The following is a 14634-nucleotide window of genomic DNA, read 5'->3' on the forward strand; positions in this document are numbered from 1 at the left end:
GGATGTCAGCTGATACGCCAATGATGCAGCAGTATCGGCATATCAAGGACAAACAGCGTGATGCCATTTTGTTCTTTCGCCTGGGAGATTTTTATGAAATGTTCTTCCAGGATGCGAAGGAGGCATCAGGAATCCTTGGGCTGACGCTTACCCAGCGAAACGGAATACCAATGTGCGGTATTCCGTTTCATGCTGCAGACAGCTATATACCGCGGCTGCTGAAAGCCGGTAAGAAAATAGCTATCTGTGAGCAGACTGAGCCTCCGTCAGCCGGAAAAAAAATTGTTGACCGCAAGGTCATTGAAGTTATATCCCCCGGAACAATTGTGGAAGGAAACTTTCTCGATTCGCGGCGCGATAATTATCTGCTTTCGGTTTGTAGAACTAAATCTGATTTATGTCTGGCATGGCTGGATGTCTCTACTGGCCGCTTCGAAATCCACAGTTATCCTTGGCAGCAGGCTGTCTCTGGCCTTCAACGGGAGATTGCCCGTCTTTCTCCAAAAGAGTTGATAGTCCAGGAAAGCCTGTACGAGTCAGAACTCGGGTCTGTATTGGGAAGTTCCCGTAATCGAACTATTAACCGTTATCCTGACTGGGTCTTTTCCCAGCAGGAAAGCTGGCGCAGACTAACAGAGTACTTCTCTACTGTTCACCTGCGGGGATTTGGCATCGAAAAAGACGAGCCGGCCCTTGCTGCTGCGGGACCGCTTCTTGACTATGCCGTTGAGAATGTAGGGGCAAAACTAGGTCATCTGTCAGGAATTCAAAAAGTTCAGGATAGCGACTATGTTCCCCTGGATGAAGCTACCCAGAAGAACCTCGAGCTCGTAGAAAATCTTGAAGATGGCGGAACAGAATTCACGGTTTTTCAGGTGCTTGATTTTACTCAAACAGCAATGGGGGCCAGAACGCTCTCAAGATGGCTGCTGCAGCCCTTGCGGAAACTCGAAACAATCATAGAAAGACAGGGAACTGTCGGACTGTTATATCATCATCAAATTGAACTTAACGAAATTCGTTCCATCATAGCCTCAGCACGTGATCTGGAAAGACTGGCCGCAAAAATAGGCACAGGAAGAAGTAATCCAAGAGAATACGAGTCGATCGGAGCAAGCCTCAACGTTGTAATAGAACTGCACCGCTATGTTGAAGCCAATCCCGCTCTTAACGATGTATTCCTGCTGGGAGCAGAAGAAAAGCAAGCAGCACAGGATCTCAGCAGACTGTTAAATGAAGCTATTTCAGATAATCCTCCCTTATCACCCCTGGAAGGTGGAATAATCCGTGATGGCTATGATGAAAAAGTAGACAGTCTGAGAAATTTACACCGAAACAGCGATGCGGTACTGCAGCAGTATGTGCAGCAGCTTCAATCAGACACCGGACTGAGCACCCTGAAGGTTAAATACAACCGGGTTCTCGGATATTTTCTGGAACTGGGAAAATCAAAAAGAGACCAAATTCCAGACTATTTCATTCCTCGTCAATCACTGACTCAATGTGACCGGTTTACTACCAAAACTCTGAATGAAATTGAAACCGAACTCAACGATGCTCAGCAGAATCTAATAGACCGTGAGCTGGAAGTCTTTCAGCAGATTCGTACAGATGTCGAATCCCGTATTGCCGAAATACTGAGGATTGCAGGAAAACTCGGTGAACTTGATTCACTGCAATCGCTTGCTCAGGCAGCGACCATTCACGGTTATGTCAAACCCGTCCTCGATACAACCAGGCGGCTGGAAATTGAAAAAGGAAGGCACCCGGTAGTCGAACAGTTCATGCCCGGCGGTGATTTCATTCCTAATTCTGTGGACCTCAGCACACGATCTTTCTCACTTATAACCGGTCCAAATATGGCTGGTAAATCTACATATCTCCGTCAGACAGCTTTGATCGTACTCCTCAGCCAGATCGGCTCATTCGTTCCTGCAGAATCTGCACATATCGGCATCGCCGATAAAATTTACTGCAGAGTAGGTGCCCGGGATAACCTCGCTAGAGGAGAATCAACATTTCTGGTTGAAATGAGTGAAACAGCCCACATACTTCGGACATCCGGACCGAACAGCCTCATAATCATGGATGAGGTCGGCCGTGGGACCAGTTCAACCGATGGACAAGCAATCGCTCACGCCGTCTGTGAATATATTCTTGATACACTTGATTCCAGAACCCTGTTTGCAACGCATTATCACCAGCTCTCCCAGATTGAACACGAGAATTTCCAGAATCAATCATTAGCTGTTCTGGAAAATGGACGGGATATTGTTTTTCTTAGAGAAATTCAACAAGGGCCGAGCAGTCACAGCTATGGCATACAAGCAGCCAGACTTGCAGGCGTTCCGGAACAGATAATTGCACATGCCGAAAAGATACTCGAATTAATTGAGCCTGAACAGGAAATAGCACTACCACAGAATAAACCTGTATCCAGTGTACAAAAGTCTCCTCAGCTCTTTTCTGTAGAAACAGAAATCGCTGATATTCTCAGAAACACCGATCCCGACAGTTTGAGTCCCAAATTGGCTCTTGAGCTGATCTATACCCTCAAAGAACAACTTAATTAAAGGAAAATACAAATTCATGCTGTATAAAAAAGCATGTACAGGTCTCTATTCAACTGGATTTTTCCTTCACATTGCGCCTGGTGTGGCAAAGAAACAGCATCTTCTGAAGCACTCTGCCAATGTTGTTTTGCAAAAATACTCGCAGAATGCAGCAGCAGCCTACACCTTCTTCATACATCTGAACTTGCAGATTTCTCACCTTATTCTTCAGGTAAATACTCCGGCAGACTCAGGCAGGCAATCCTACTATGGAAAAAACAGAATTGCCGGCTTATGTGCGGTCATTTCGCAGAACTCCTGGCTTATACCATACCGGCTGAAGCCTGGGGCTGGCCGATTGTTTATATACCGGGTCATCCCAAAAATATTCGATTTCGTGGCTGGGATCCGATGCAGGTGACAGCAAGTCTACTCGCAGACATAACAGGAGGAGAGTGTCTGCATGCTCTCGTAAGATTCAAAAAATCCAGGATACAGAAAAATCTTGATGTCGATCAACGGAAAAAGAATGCAGAATACATGTTCGGCATATCAGATGTAGATATTCCGGACAGACTCATTCTGATCGATGATATAACAACTACCGGTGCAAGCATAAAACATGCAGCTCAAAAACTGAGCGAGCAGGGAGTCGGGAAGATGTATTGTTTTACGATTGCACAGGATTGACAAAAGACTGCATATTACTTAATCTTGAAACAGACAATTTATTTCAAGGAAAAAAAGAGTCGTTCAGCGGCTCTTTTTTTTTGACCGATTATCGTAAATAATTATTGGAGACCATATGACCCCAAAAGAACAGGAGCTGATCGATCTGCTCTCACCGGTTCTTGAAGGTATGAATCTACAGCTTGTTGACTTATCTTCAGCCATTACAAATGGACGCCGCCATCTCGTAGTTGTTGTTTTCAGCAATGACGGTGTGGGACACGACGAACTCGGAAAAGCTCACAAGACGATACAGGCCAGAATGCAGGCACTTGATCCTCATGGCTATGATCTTAGTATAGAACTCTCTACTCCAGGCATTGACAGGGTGATTAAAAATCAATGGGAGTATAAAATATTCACAGGAAAAGGAATCAGGATTTTGACTGAAGATAATTCCGACTGGATCTATGGAGTTCTGGAAAACACTGATGATTCATCAATAGAAATTTCAGAAACAGATGGGCAGAAGCGATCAATTGCTATTGCATCTATTCGTAAAGCAAAACTTGACTACTTGCAGGACAGGAGGTAATTATGGCAGCAGGATTAGCCGACGCTATACGGCTTATAGTTCAGGACAAAGGCATATCTGAAGAATTGGTTCGCCATATTATCGAAGAGTTCCTCTATGCTGCGTACAAGCGCACTTTTGACACCGTTGAAAATGCTGTAGTAAAATTCTCGGATGACGGTAGCGAGGTTTCATTATTTGCCCAGAAAAAAATCGTCGATGATGTATTTGATCCGGTTACTGAAATTGATATTGAAGACGCATTGAAGTTCAATGAGGATTGTGAGCTTGGCGATGAACTGCTAATCGAAATCAATCCCCAGGAATTTGACCGAAGTGCAATACAAAGTGCAAAACAACGCGCCAGACAAACCATGAGGGACATCCAGAAAGATACTCTTTACTCTGAATTCCATGAGAAAGAGGGTGAGATGATCATCGGATACTATCAGCGTGAACGAAATGGAACCATATTCGTTGATCTTGGTAAAACCGAAGGTATAATGCCGAAGCGCTATCAGAGTCCAAGAGAAGCCTATAGGCAGAATGATCGTATAAAAGCCTTGATCTATGAAGTAGTCAAAGCACCACATGGTCTGCAGATCGTACTTTCGCGCACTCATCCTGAATTTGTTAAAAGAATTTTCGAGCTTGAAGTACCGGAAGTATACGATAAAACAGTCGAAATTATGAAGGTTGTCCGTGAACCAGGATATAGAACCAAAATTGCCGTATACAGCCACAGAGAGGATGTAGATCCAGTAGGCGCCTGTGTTGGTGTTAAAGGTGTCAGGATTCAGGCAATTGTCCGTGAACTTGAAGGTGAAAAAATCGATATTCTGAAATATTCACCTGATCCGAGAGAATATATCCAGAATGCACTATCTCCTGCGGAAGTAGAACAGGTTGTTATTCTGAGTGAATCGAAGCGGCAGGCACTGGCAATTGTGCCGGATAATCAGCTCTCGGTTGCTATCGGAAAACAAGGCTTGAATGTGCGCCTGGCTAACCGGCTTGTCGACTGGAATGTTGATGTAAAAACCCCTGAACAGTTTGCAGAGATGGACATCAGTGCTGATTCCAAACGAGCGGTATCCGAGCTTTTTGGTGATTATGAAGATGAAGAAATCACCCAGATTCGTGAATTGCCCGGTATCGAGCCTCATCTTGTTGATATACTGGAAGAAAATGGACATATCTACATAGAAGATCTCGTCACACTCTCAAGAGAAGATCTTGGAAATATCAAGGGACTTACTGAGGCGAATGTCGATAATCTCATGCATATCGTTGCTGAAAACGTCGAAATCGTTGATGACCGATATGAAGAAGATGAATATGAAGATGACTACGAAGACTCCGAAGATGCAGAGCAGATAGACGAATCAGAAGAATCAGGCGCTGATGATGCTGATTCTAATGAAGATGATGCTGAGGATGAAGAAATCCAGTACGTATCAGAACTCCCCGGACTGACTGACGGAATAGTAGAAGCATTAGCTGCTGCAGAAATTGTCGATATAGTAGACCTGATTGACCTGATTACCACCAGACCTGAGGCTCTTAAAGATATTGAAGGTCTTAATGAAGATGATATTCAGGTACTCAGTGCAATTATCGACGATAGTGTTGAAATTATAGACGAAGAAACTGACGACGAATCAGATGAAGATTGACTCTATCAGGGCATTGAAGAAGCTCATAGAGAATGATAGTATACAAAGGTCAAGCAGCCGTGCAGGTTTCCTGCACGTGCCAAATGGGGCGCATATGATGTAATAGCTCCAGCGTTGACTGTACAGAGAGGAATAAAGGGGTAGTATGTCTACAGACCAGGAAATGGATAAGAAACCGAAGGCCACGTTAATCAAACACAAGAAGGAGCCTTCTGTCCAATCCACAGAGAAAAATGAGCAGCCAAAAAAGAAAAAACGGGTTGTTATTCGCAAAACATCAAAACCTGTCACAAAGCAGGATTCAGTTCAGGAAAAAACTGAAGCTGAACCAGCTGCTGCAACGAAGAGCCAGAAACCCCAGGAATCCAGATCTGTCGATACGGGACATGCGAAGGAAGAAGCTCGGAACACTCCAAAAGCGACTGACAAGGAAAAAACTGATCCTTCAGCAAAAGCTTCAAGCCCCTCGAGCCAGGTGAAATCAAAACCTGAAGCAGAGAAAAAAGAAGCCGAGCCTGCTCAGAAGCCAAAACCCGAGCAAACTGCATCAGAAGAAATAAAGAAAACAACACAACCACAGGACAAACCGAAAGGCTCCAAAGATAAACCCGATTCGGTCTGGACTGCTGACGGCAAGCCTCTGGCAAAAGAGCGGACACCTCAGAAGCGCAGTGGGGTTGAGGTCTATCGACCGAAACGCCCGGCACGTGATACCTCGGCAAGCCGACCTGCAGCACGCTCCACAGGCGACAGCAGTCGGCCTGTAGGGGCAGGACGACCACCAGGGCGTCCTGGCAGCCGTAGCACTGGCGCTCCGGGTGGACCGGGTGCAGTTCCCAGAAATCGCGATTCACGACCGCCTGTCGCACCAGCTGGAGCCGGAAGATTTCCGGGTAGACCAGGTCAGGGTCCTCCTGGAGGACCACGGGGTCCAAGAACCGGTGGCCCAGGTGGAGCACCTCCTTCCGGCACTAACAGACCAGAGTCGGATACCGGAAAAACACAACAGAAACGATTCTTTAAGTCAAAGAAAAAAGAAAACTATCGACGTGAGCGGCATGAAGAAAAAGTAATAAACTACAAGAAAAATAAAGGACCTAAGGTTCAGTCGGTTCCGAAAGAAATCGATATCATGGAAGTAGTTACCGTTTCCGAGCTTGCAAGAAAAATGAACCTCAAGGCTTCAGACCTTATCGGCAAGCTCATGGGCATGGGCATGATGGTCACGATCAATCAGCAGATCGATGCTGAAACAGCAGAAATACTCGCATCAGAATATGGCTGTAAAGTAAAAATAGTTTCGCTTTATGATGAGACTATTATAGAAACTGAAAAAGACACCGAAGATGACCTGCAGAAACGACCTCCGATAATTACGGTTATGGGTCATGTAGACCATGGTAAAACCAAACTTCTTGACGCTATTCGTACCACGAATGTTGCCAGTGGCGAGTTTGGAGGAATTACCCAGCATATCGGTGCCTATCAGGTCCAGACCAAACAGGGCAATATTACCTTTCTTGATACGCCTGGTCACGAAGCATTTACACTTATGCGTGCTCGTGGAGCGCAGGTCACTGACATTGTTATTCTCGTAGTCGCTGCTAACGACGGTGTCATGCCTCAGACACGTGAGGCTATTGATCACGCAAAAGCAGCTGGTGTCCCGATAATTGTTGCAATCAATAAAATTGACCTTCCGGAGGCAAACCCCGACCGCGTCAAACAGCAGTTGTCAGATCTTGATCTGATGCCGGAAGAATGGGGCGGTTCAACACTGTATGCAGAGATATCTGCACTAAAGGGCGAGGGTATTGAAGCTCTTCTGGACACAGTATTCCTGCAGGCAGAAGTCCTTGAACTTAAAGCGAACTTCACCACCAATGCGGAAGGCCATGTTATTGAATCGAAGGTTGATCCAGGCCGGGGTACTGTTTCTACTGTTCTTATAGAACGGGGAACATTATCTATAGGTGACAGTTTTGTTGCCGGTGTGTTTCATGGAAAAGTACGGGCCATGTTTAATGATCTCGGTGAAAAAGTTAAAGAAGCTACGCCTTCAATGCCTGTAGAAATACTGGGATTCACAGGGATACCAAATGCTGGAGATCCCTTCCACGCCACTGACACTGAAAAGTTTGCAAGACAAATCGGTAGCAAGCGGCAGGAGCTTCGCAAGGTTGAAGAGGCCAGGAATGTTAAGAAAGTTACACTGGATAATCTGTATGATTCGATTCAGGAAGGCGAAATTCAGGAGCTGAAGGTTGTCATTAAGGGCGACGTTCACGGCTCGGTCGAGGCATTGAAACAGAGTCTTGAAAAACTCAGCACCAAAGTTATTCGACTTGTAGCAATTCATTCATCTGCTGGAGCTATCAACGAGAAGGACGTCATGCTGGCAGCTGCATCAAATGCAATTGTCATCGGCTTCCATGTACGACCAACGCCGAGAGCAGCACTTCTTGCCGAGCAGGAAAAAGTAGAGATCAAGAAATACAGCATCATTTATGACGCTGTAGAAGATATCAGGTCTGCCATGGAAGGGCTCCTGACACCTGATCTTCTGGAAGAATCAATCGGCTCTATCGAAGTCAGAGAAACCTTCAAGGTACCAAAAATCGGTACTATAGCTGGTTGTTATGTGACAGAAGGCCGCATAACACGCGGTTGCCATTTACGTGTTTTCCGGGATGATGTTGAAATACACAAGGGAAAAATTTCGTCTCTCAAACGTTTCAAGGATGATGTTAAAGCCGTTGAAACCGGATTCGAATGTGGTATAGCAATCGAAAATTACACGGATCTCAAGGTAGGAGATATTCTTGAGCCGTACATTATCAAGGAAGTTGCCAAAAAACTTTCCGATTCGGAATAAGACATGCATCGTAGAGAACGAATTGAACAGCAGATCACTGAAACGATCGGAAAATTGATTGTCAGTAGACAGATCAAGGATCCTCGCGTCGATACACTAGCCTCGGTAAGCCGGGTTAGTGTATCGAAGGATTTTGCTTTTGCCAGAGTTTACATCAGCGGCTTCCTCAAGGAAGAAAGTCTCAAAAAAACAGTAGAGGGACTAAACTCTGCCTCTGGCTTTGTGCAGATGAAACTTGCAAGTGTCCTTAACACCAGAATGACTCCCAGACTCACTTTTTTTGCAGATACATCATTAGCAGAAGGCTTTGAAGTAATGCAGAAGCTGAACGATCAGTGATTAGCACATGCAGGGATTACTTGTTTTACATAAGCCTGTTGGAATTTCATCCTTCAAGGCTTTATCTCCGGTAAAAAAAGCATTAGACAGAAAGACCAAGGTGGGACATACAGGCACCCTTGACCCATTCGCTGAAGGACTCATGCTGGTACTGATCGGCTCTTTCACTCGATTGAATAGTCAAGTCCTTGCTTCCAATAAAACCTATGTAGCAGAAATCTGTCTCGGAAAAGAAACAGATACTCTTGATAATACAGGCAACATTATCAAGAGCATGACTGTGCCGGAACTCACTCCGGAAAAAATCGCACAGACACTCTCAGTGTTTACCGGCATTCAGAATCAAATACCTCCTTTGTATAGCGCTATCCATGTGAATGGAGAGCGTGCATATAATAAAGCAAGAAATGGTGAGCTATTCGATCTTCCTCCAAGAAAGATAGAAATACAGGAAATCAAACTTCTTGATTTTTATGAAAACAGTCTTCGCATTGAAGTAACATGCGGATCGGGCACCTACATAAGATCTCTGGCCCGGGATATTGCTGATAAATTAGGGACCTGCGGTCACCTGACATCTCTGCTTAGATCGCGTGTAGGCGAATTCAATCTTGATGACGCCTTACTGATTGATCCAGACACGAGTGCTGTAGAAAACTCTTCATATGCGGACACAATCAGAAAAAAAATACAGCAGGATGAGCATGCATACTCTATGCTTACGGGAAATCCAGTCATACGCCTGAAACCTGACTACATAGACGCTTTTGCCGACGGGAAACCGGCAAAACATAGCTGGTTTTATGAGAAACTCAAGCCTGCTACCAGTAATTACGGTGTTTTCACCGATGCCCATGTTTTCTGTGGTCAAATAGTAAGCAATGACATAGGTTCTCTCAGTTATCGATTTGTTTCTCCTCATATCCAGGAGAGAAAATAATGATATGCTATACCTGGCCTGAGTTTTTGAATTCCGAGCTTCCTGGACATACCGAAGCAGCAGTGACCATAGGAGTCTTCGATGGTGTACATATCGGACACGCCGAATTATTTACCGCAATACATTCATTCTCCAGGTCACACGGATGTGCATCAATAGTATTTACTTTTACTGATACCCCGAAAAAGATGACAAGGCATATTCACACAAAGAATGTGCAAACACTTCAACAGCGCCTGCATGCCATCAGTCAATACGGAATCGACTATGTTATACTGATTGACTTTACGCCGGAATTCAGTAAAATAAAAGGTGAATTATTTTGGAAAATGCTTACTCAGCAGATAGCGGTCCGCTTCATTGCTGTGGGACATGATTTCAAGATGGGGTACAAAGGAAGTTTTAACGCTGAGAAAATAGTTCATTTTTTTCAGCAGCAACAGCCTTCGCCAGCTGTCCTTATTACCCCGGAAATTCAACATGAGGGAAAACGAATCAGCAGCAGCAGATTGCGCGAAGCTGTAGTCTCCGGAGGACTTCTGGAATATACAAAGCTGACGGGTAGAACATATGAAATAGAGCTGGATTTACTGCAAGGTAATGATGCTGTTCATGTGCTCATCCCACCTGATGGCAGGTATAATGCTACTGCGCTTGATTCAAATAGGAATGTAATTTGGGGGAATAAAACTGTCCTTGTCAAAAATCAAAAGGTTTCAACAGGGAGTAGTAATGACTCTATAATTACACTACAGTTACATCACAAGGAATAATGAAGGAGAAATACTGCATGGCGCTGAATAAAGATGCAAAAGCAGCAATTGTTGAAGAACACGGAGCAAATGCTCAGGACACAGGGAACACCGATGTACAGGTTGCACTGCTAACAGCACGAATTAATGAGCTGACAGAACACCTGAAGATACAGAAGAAGGATCATAGCACCAGAAGAGGTCTTCTGAAACTCGTAGGGAGCCGACGCCGATTACTGAAATATCTACAGAAGAATGATATTAATAGATACCGTGAATTAATTAAGAAACTAGGACTGAGAAAATAGTGAAGAGCGGAGTTCTATGTAACTCCGCTTTCTTGTTTTCGTACAATTCCAGTACGAATAAGGAAAAGAATGTATGTTTGATGTGAAAGAAGTAAGAGTAAAAGTCGGAAAATCAGAGCTGATTTTCGAAACAGGCCGGATGGCGAAACAGGCCAATGGTGCCGTTTTCGCAAAACTGGAAGGAACTGCAGTTATCGCAACTGCCTGTTGTGGTTCCTCTATTAGGGATGATCTTGATTTTGTCCCACTGTCAGTAGAATATAACGAAAAGTATTACGCTGCGGGTAAGATTCCTGGTGGGTTCCTGAAGAGAGAAGGCCGTCCGAAGGACAAGGAAGTTCTTGTCTGCCGTCTGATCGACCGACCTATAAGGCCGCTGTTCTCAAAAGAATTCAAGCGTGATCTCCAGGTAGTTCCAACCGTAATTTCTACTGACCAGATCAATCCACCTGATGTTACCGCAATGTGTGCAGCTTCTGCCGCAGTAACAATTTCCGACATTCCCTTTGATGGACCGGTTGCTGCAGTTCGTGTAGGCCACCTCAACGGCGAGTATCTTATTAATCCTACATACCCGGAAATAGAAGAGGGTGACCTCGATATTATTGTAGCTGGAACCAAAGATGGAATTACTATGGTTGAGGGCGGAGGGCAGGAAGTTTCTGAGGATGTTCTCCTTGAAGCTATCGAACTTGCTCACGAGTCAATTATAAGAATATGCGATGCGCAGCTCGAACTTCGAGAACTCGCAGGTAAGGAAAAACTGCCGCTTGCACCATCGCCGGCACCACTTGCAAATGAACAGGAAATACTTGATTTTGCACGCCCTAAAATGAATGAAGCCTGTTTTGTAATTGGCAAATTTATCAGAGGCGCTGCAGTAAAAGCTGTAAAAACCGAGACTCTCGAACATTTCAGAGAAAGTATTGCCGAAGAAGACGAAAAGAAGTTCTCCGGTATAATGGAAAAACTTGAACAGGAAATCGTCCGCGAAAGCATTCTGAAAAACAAGAAGCGAACCGATGGACGGGGACCGGATGATATTCGCCCGATTACCTGTGAAATTGATGTGCTGCCAAGAACCCATGGTGCAGCCTTGTTCACTCGTGGAGAAACCCAGGCACTTGCTATTACTACACTGGGAACTGTCTATGATGAACAGATCATGGACGATATAGACGGAGATCGACGCGAAAATTTCATGCTGCATTACAATTTTCCTCCTTTTTCAGTAGGGGAAACCGGGCGCATGGGGACAGGCCGTCGTGAAATCGGTCATGGGCACCTTGCCCATAGATCTATCAGTCCTATGCTGCCTGGCAAGGAAGCCTTCCCGTACACAATCCGTGTAGTTTCTGAAGTACTTGAGTCAAACGGCTCCAGTTCAATGGCTACCGTCTGTGGAGGATCACTTGCACTGCTGAATGCCGGTGTACCTATGAAAAGACCTGTTGCTGGTATAGCTATGGGACTAATAACCGATGGAACCGATGCTGTTGTTCTTTCTGACATTCTCGGTGAAGAAGATCATCTCGGAGACATGGATTTCAAGGTATCAGGAACAAGTGTAGGTATAACTGCCTTCCAGATGGATATCAAGGTAAAGCGTATTCAACCAGCTGTAATGCGTACAGCATTGGAACAGGCTAAACGAGGCCGGATGCACATCCTTGGTGTTATGGACAAGGTAATCGAGAAGCCACGTGAGTCCCTGAGCGAATACGCCCCAAGAATTATTAATTTCAGGGTTGATCCGGAAAAAATCGGTCTACTGATCGGTCCCGGAGGTAAAACCATCAAGGGAATCAATGAAAAATTTTCAGTTGAAACCAACATCGAGAATGACGGCCAGATCACCATTTACTGCAGAGACAGCAAGAATGCAGAAATGGCAAAAGCAGCATTCATTGGTCTGATGGAAGAACCAGAAATCGGTAAGAAATACGATGGTGTGGTTCGACGAATCGTTGATTTTGGTGCATTTATTGAATTTCTACCTGGAAAAGAAGGTTTGTGCCATATAAGCAAAATGTCCAGCCAACGAATTAACGATGTTAAGGATGTTCTGGAACTAGGACAGGAAGTCCCGGTCAAGATCATTGAAATTGATAAAATGGGCCGTGTAAACCTGAGTCTGATCTACGAAGGCGCAGATGATGCTCCACCTCAGAGACGGGATAGTGCACCGCCAAGACCTGAACGAAGATAGAATTGTGAATATACGTATCAGCTCTGATCCTAAATATATCGCTGCATATACCCCCGAGTATCACAGCATTTCTGCTGCCGGGGCGGATTTAAGAGCTGATATTCCTGATCAGCTGACACTGCAGCCCCTGCAGCGTCAGTTGATTCCGACGGGAATACGAATAGCCCTTCCGCATTCAGTTGAGGCTCAGGTCAGGCCGCGTTCCGGTCTGGCGGCGAGGAGCGGCATTACTGTTATCAATGCACCAGGAACTATAGATCCCGATTACCGGGGTGAAATTTCAGTGCCCGTTGTAAATCTGAGTTCGGAGGAAGTTATTATCTCTCCCGGTGATAGAATCGCTCAGATGGTTATTGCGCCATTTATTCAGGCAAGTTTTCAGCTCTCAAGAACTGAAGAATTAACAGATACAGATAGAGGATCCGGCGGTTTTGGCTCTACCGGCATTCAATAAACACAGATCTTACTTAACTATTTCGTGGTACATCAGCAAGGAATTCACACTGACTTTCATAGTGTGTTTCCTGTTCTTCTTTGCTATTTTTTTCGTCAACCAGCTTTTATACCTGGCTGAAGAAATCCTGCAGAAAAGAGCGCCACTTGGTGAGGTTCTGTTGCTGATGGTCTATGCAATGCCATCGTTTATTGCCCTGAGTATCCCCTTTGCAACATTGGTAGGAGCACTGCTTACAGTCGGGAAATTCTCTTCAGATAATGAAATTGTTGCATTTCAAGCGTCCGGCATACCGTTAAGTAAGCTCTTTCTCCCGATGATGATACTCGGTATCGTATTCTCAACGGGATCATTTGTAATGAACGACATTCTCCTCCCAATAGGTACAATTAACTACGGCCGACTTTACCGCAGCCTTATATTATCAAACCCTGAGCTGGAACTTCAGCCATACTCGATACAAAGCCACAGAAACAGGGTCATGGTCACCGGCTCAGTTCAGGAAAATATTATAAACAATCTATTGATAATCGATAATGATTCAGAAGGAAACAGACGGATCATTATGGGAAAGTCAGCTGAACTTATTGTTGAGGATGATAAACTGGCAGAGTTGTCCTTTTCTATCAGCGATTTCTTTTCACATAGTTACTCCAATAGATCACCGCAGAGCTGGGACTATGTAACAGGTGAACGAATGCAGTACAGAATCCCCCTTCAGGATCTCACAGATATGGTCATCCGTCCGGGAGCACGGGAGAAGAGTTCTGTTGATGTGTGGAAAGATATCCAGGCAAGAAGAACAGATTTTGAAACCCGCAGTTACAACCATACTTCTTCAATCGAAACTACGATGGCAGAAGCTGCAACTGAATACTGGAATATGGTGAATAATCATAATAGAACCCAGAGCTATTCTTCATCAGAAATACGAAAAGTCAAAGATCTGCAGGCGGATATAAATCAAAAAATTTCCCGACCTGTCAGGGATACTATGCTTCAGATATATGAGATTGAATTTCATAAAAAATTCTCTATACCATTTGCTTCTCTTGCCTTTGTTCTGTTTGCGTTCCCGGTCGGTGTTTTTTCACGCCGATCAGGTAGAACCGTTAACTTTGGCATCGGACTGATAATCTGTGTACTCTATTGGTTTTTCCTGTTAGGTGGTCAGACTCTCGGTACCCAGAATCATGCTATCCCGCCATTTCTTACTATGTGGTTCCCTAATATACTGCTGATAGTAATTGGATCTCTCCTGCTGCTGTTTCGTTCCAGGAGGTGAC

General features: G+C 44.7%; 12 protein-coding genes. All 12 read left to right on the top strand.

The genetic code is table 11. From position 1 onward, the window contains the following. Window positions 1-2 precede the first annotated feature (2 nt). The 12 genes from mutS to ACYQ2L_RS12335 all read left to right on the top strand — a co-directional run bounded on the left by mutS (window position 3) and on the right by ACYQ2L_RS12335 (window position 14633). Window positions 3-2573, top strand: a complete 2571-nt coding sequence (gene mutS / locus ACYQ2L_RS12280; RefSeq protein ID WP_460056083.1) for a DNA mismatch repair protein MutS — start codon at window positions 3-5, stop codon at window positions 2571-2573. Between the two features lie 273 nt (window positions 2574-2846). Beyond that, window positions 2847-3242, top strand: a complete 396-nt coding sequence (locus ACYQ2L_RS12285) for a ComF family protein (protein WP_460056085.1) — start codon at window positions 2847-2849, stop codon at window positions 3240-3242. Between the two features lie 115 nt (window positions 3243-3357). Then, window positions 3358-3816 (top strand): LSm family protein, encoded by a 459-nt coding sequence (locus ACYQ2L_RS12290; RefSeq protein ID WP_460056088.1) that lies wholly within the window; start codon window positions 3358-3360, stop codon window positions 3814-3816. Window positions 3817-3818: 2 nt separating this feature from the next. After that, a complete protein-coding gene (nusA, locus tag ACYQ2L_RS12295; protein WP_460056090.1) occupies window positions 3819-5471 on the top strand; it encodes a transcription termination factor NusA in 1653 nt (550 codons plus the stop codon). A 163-nt stretch (window positions 5472-5634) separates the two neighbouring features. Beyond that, window positions 5635-8346, top strand: a complete 2712-nt coding sequence (gene infB, locus ACYQ2L_RS12300; protein ID WP_460056093.1) for a translation initiation factor IF-2 — start codon at window positions 5635-5637, stop codon at window positions 8344-8346. 3 nt (window positions 8347-8349) lie between these two features. Further along, entirely contained in the window at window positions 8350-8685 is a 336-nt protein-coding gene (gene rbfA, locus ACYQ2L_RS12305; protein WP_460056095.1) for a 30S ribosome-binding factor RbfA, read from the top strand. Between the two features lie 7 nt (window positions 8686-8692). Beyond that, complete coding sequence (truB, locus tag ACYQ2L_RS12310) at window positions 8693-9625, top strand: tRNA pseudouridine(55) synthase TruB (protein WP_460056098.1); 933 nt, start codon at window positions 8693-8695, stop codon at window positions 9623-9625. Beyond that, window positions 9625-10398, top strand: coding sequence for a hypothetical protein (locus ACYQ2L_RS12315; RefSeq protein WP_460056100.1), 774 nt, complete (start codon window positions 9625-9627; stop codon window positions 10396-10398). The genes truB and ACYQ2L_RS12315 overlap by 1 nt, the downstream gene beginning before the upstream one ends. 17 nt (window positions 10399-10415) lie before the next feature. Continuing rightward, a complete protein-coding gene (gene rpsO / locus ACYQ2L_RS12320) occupies window positions 10416-10685 on the top strand; it encodes a 30S ribosomal protein S15 (protein WP_460056102.1) in 270 nt (89 codons plus the stop codon). A gap of 73 nt (window positions 10686-10758) precedes the next feature. Further along, the gene (gene pnp / locus ACYQ2L_RS12325) at window positions 10759-12894 is read left to right on the top strand and encodes a polyribonucleotide nucleotidyltransferase (RefSeq protein WP_460056105.1); all 2136 of its coding nucleotides are present in this window, start codon (window positions 10759-10761) and stop codon (window positions 12892-12894) included. A gap of 4 nt (window positions 12895-12898) precedes the next feature. Then, window positions 12899-13348: a dUTP diphosphatase gene (dut, locus tag ACYQ2L_RS12330; protein WP_460056107.1), complete on the top strand. Its 450-nt coding sequence runs from the start codon at window positions 12899-12901 to the stop codon at window positions 13346-13348. Next, entirely contained in the window at window positions 13326-14633 is a 1308-nt protein-coding gene (locus ACYQ2L_RS12335) for an LptF/LptG family permease (RefSeq protein ID WP_460056110.1), read from the top strand. The genes dut and ACYQ2L_RS12335 overlap by 23 nt, the downstream gene beginning before the upstream one ends. The last annotated feature ends 1 nt before the right edge of the window (window position 14634 follow it).

The organism is Spirochaeta dissipatitropha, from assembly GCF_054657935.1.

Excerpts from the sequence above, each read along its gene's own strand:
- mutS (WP_460056083.1), top strand. The coding sequence starts at position 3 with ATGTCAGCTGATACGCCAATGATGCAGCAGTATCGGCATATCAAGGAC.
- ACYQ2L_RS12285 (WP_460056085.1), top strand. The coding sequence starts at position 2,847 with ATGTGCGGTCATTTCGCAGAACTCCTGGCTTATACCATACCGGCTGAA.
- ACYQ2L_RS12290 (WP_460056088.1), top strand. The coding sequence starts at position 3,358 with ATGACCCCAAAAGAACAGGAGCTGATCGATCTGCTCTCACCGGTTCTT.
- nusA (WP_460056090.1), top strand. The coding sequence starts at position 3,819 with ATGGCAGCAGGATTAGCCGACGCTATACGGCTTATAGTTCAGGACAAA.
- infB (WP_460056093.1), top strand. The coding sequence starts at position 5,635 with ATGGATAAGAAACCGAAGGCCACGTTAATCAAACACAAGAAGGAGCCT.
- rbfA (WP_460056095.1), top strand. The coding sequence starts at position 8,350 with ATGCATCGTAGAGAACGAATTGAACAGCAGATCACTGAAACGATCGGA.
- truB (WP_460056098.1), top strand. The coding sequence starts at position 8,693 with ATGCAGGGATTACTTGTTTTACATAAGCCTGTTGGAATTTCATCCTTC.
- ACYQ2L_RS12315 (WP_460056100.1), top strand. The coding sequence starts at position 9,625 with ATGATATGCTATACCTGGCCTGAGTTTTTGAATTCCGAGCTTCCTGGA.
- rpsO (WP_460056102.1), top strand. The coding sequence starts at position 10,416 with ATGGCGCTGAATAAAGATGCAAAAGCAGCAATTGTTGAAGAACACGGA.
- pnp (WP_460056105.1), top strand. The coding sequence starts at position 10,759 with ATGTTTGATGTGAAAGAAGTAAGAGTAAAAGTCGGAAAATCAGAGCTG.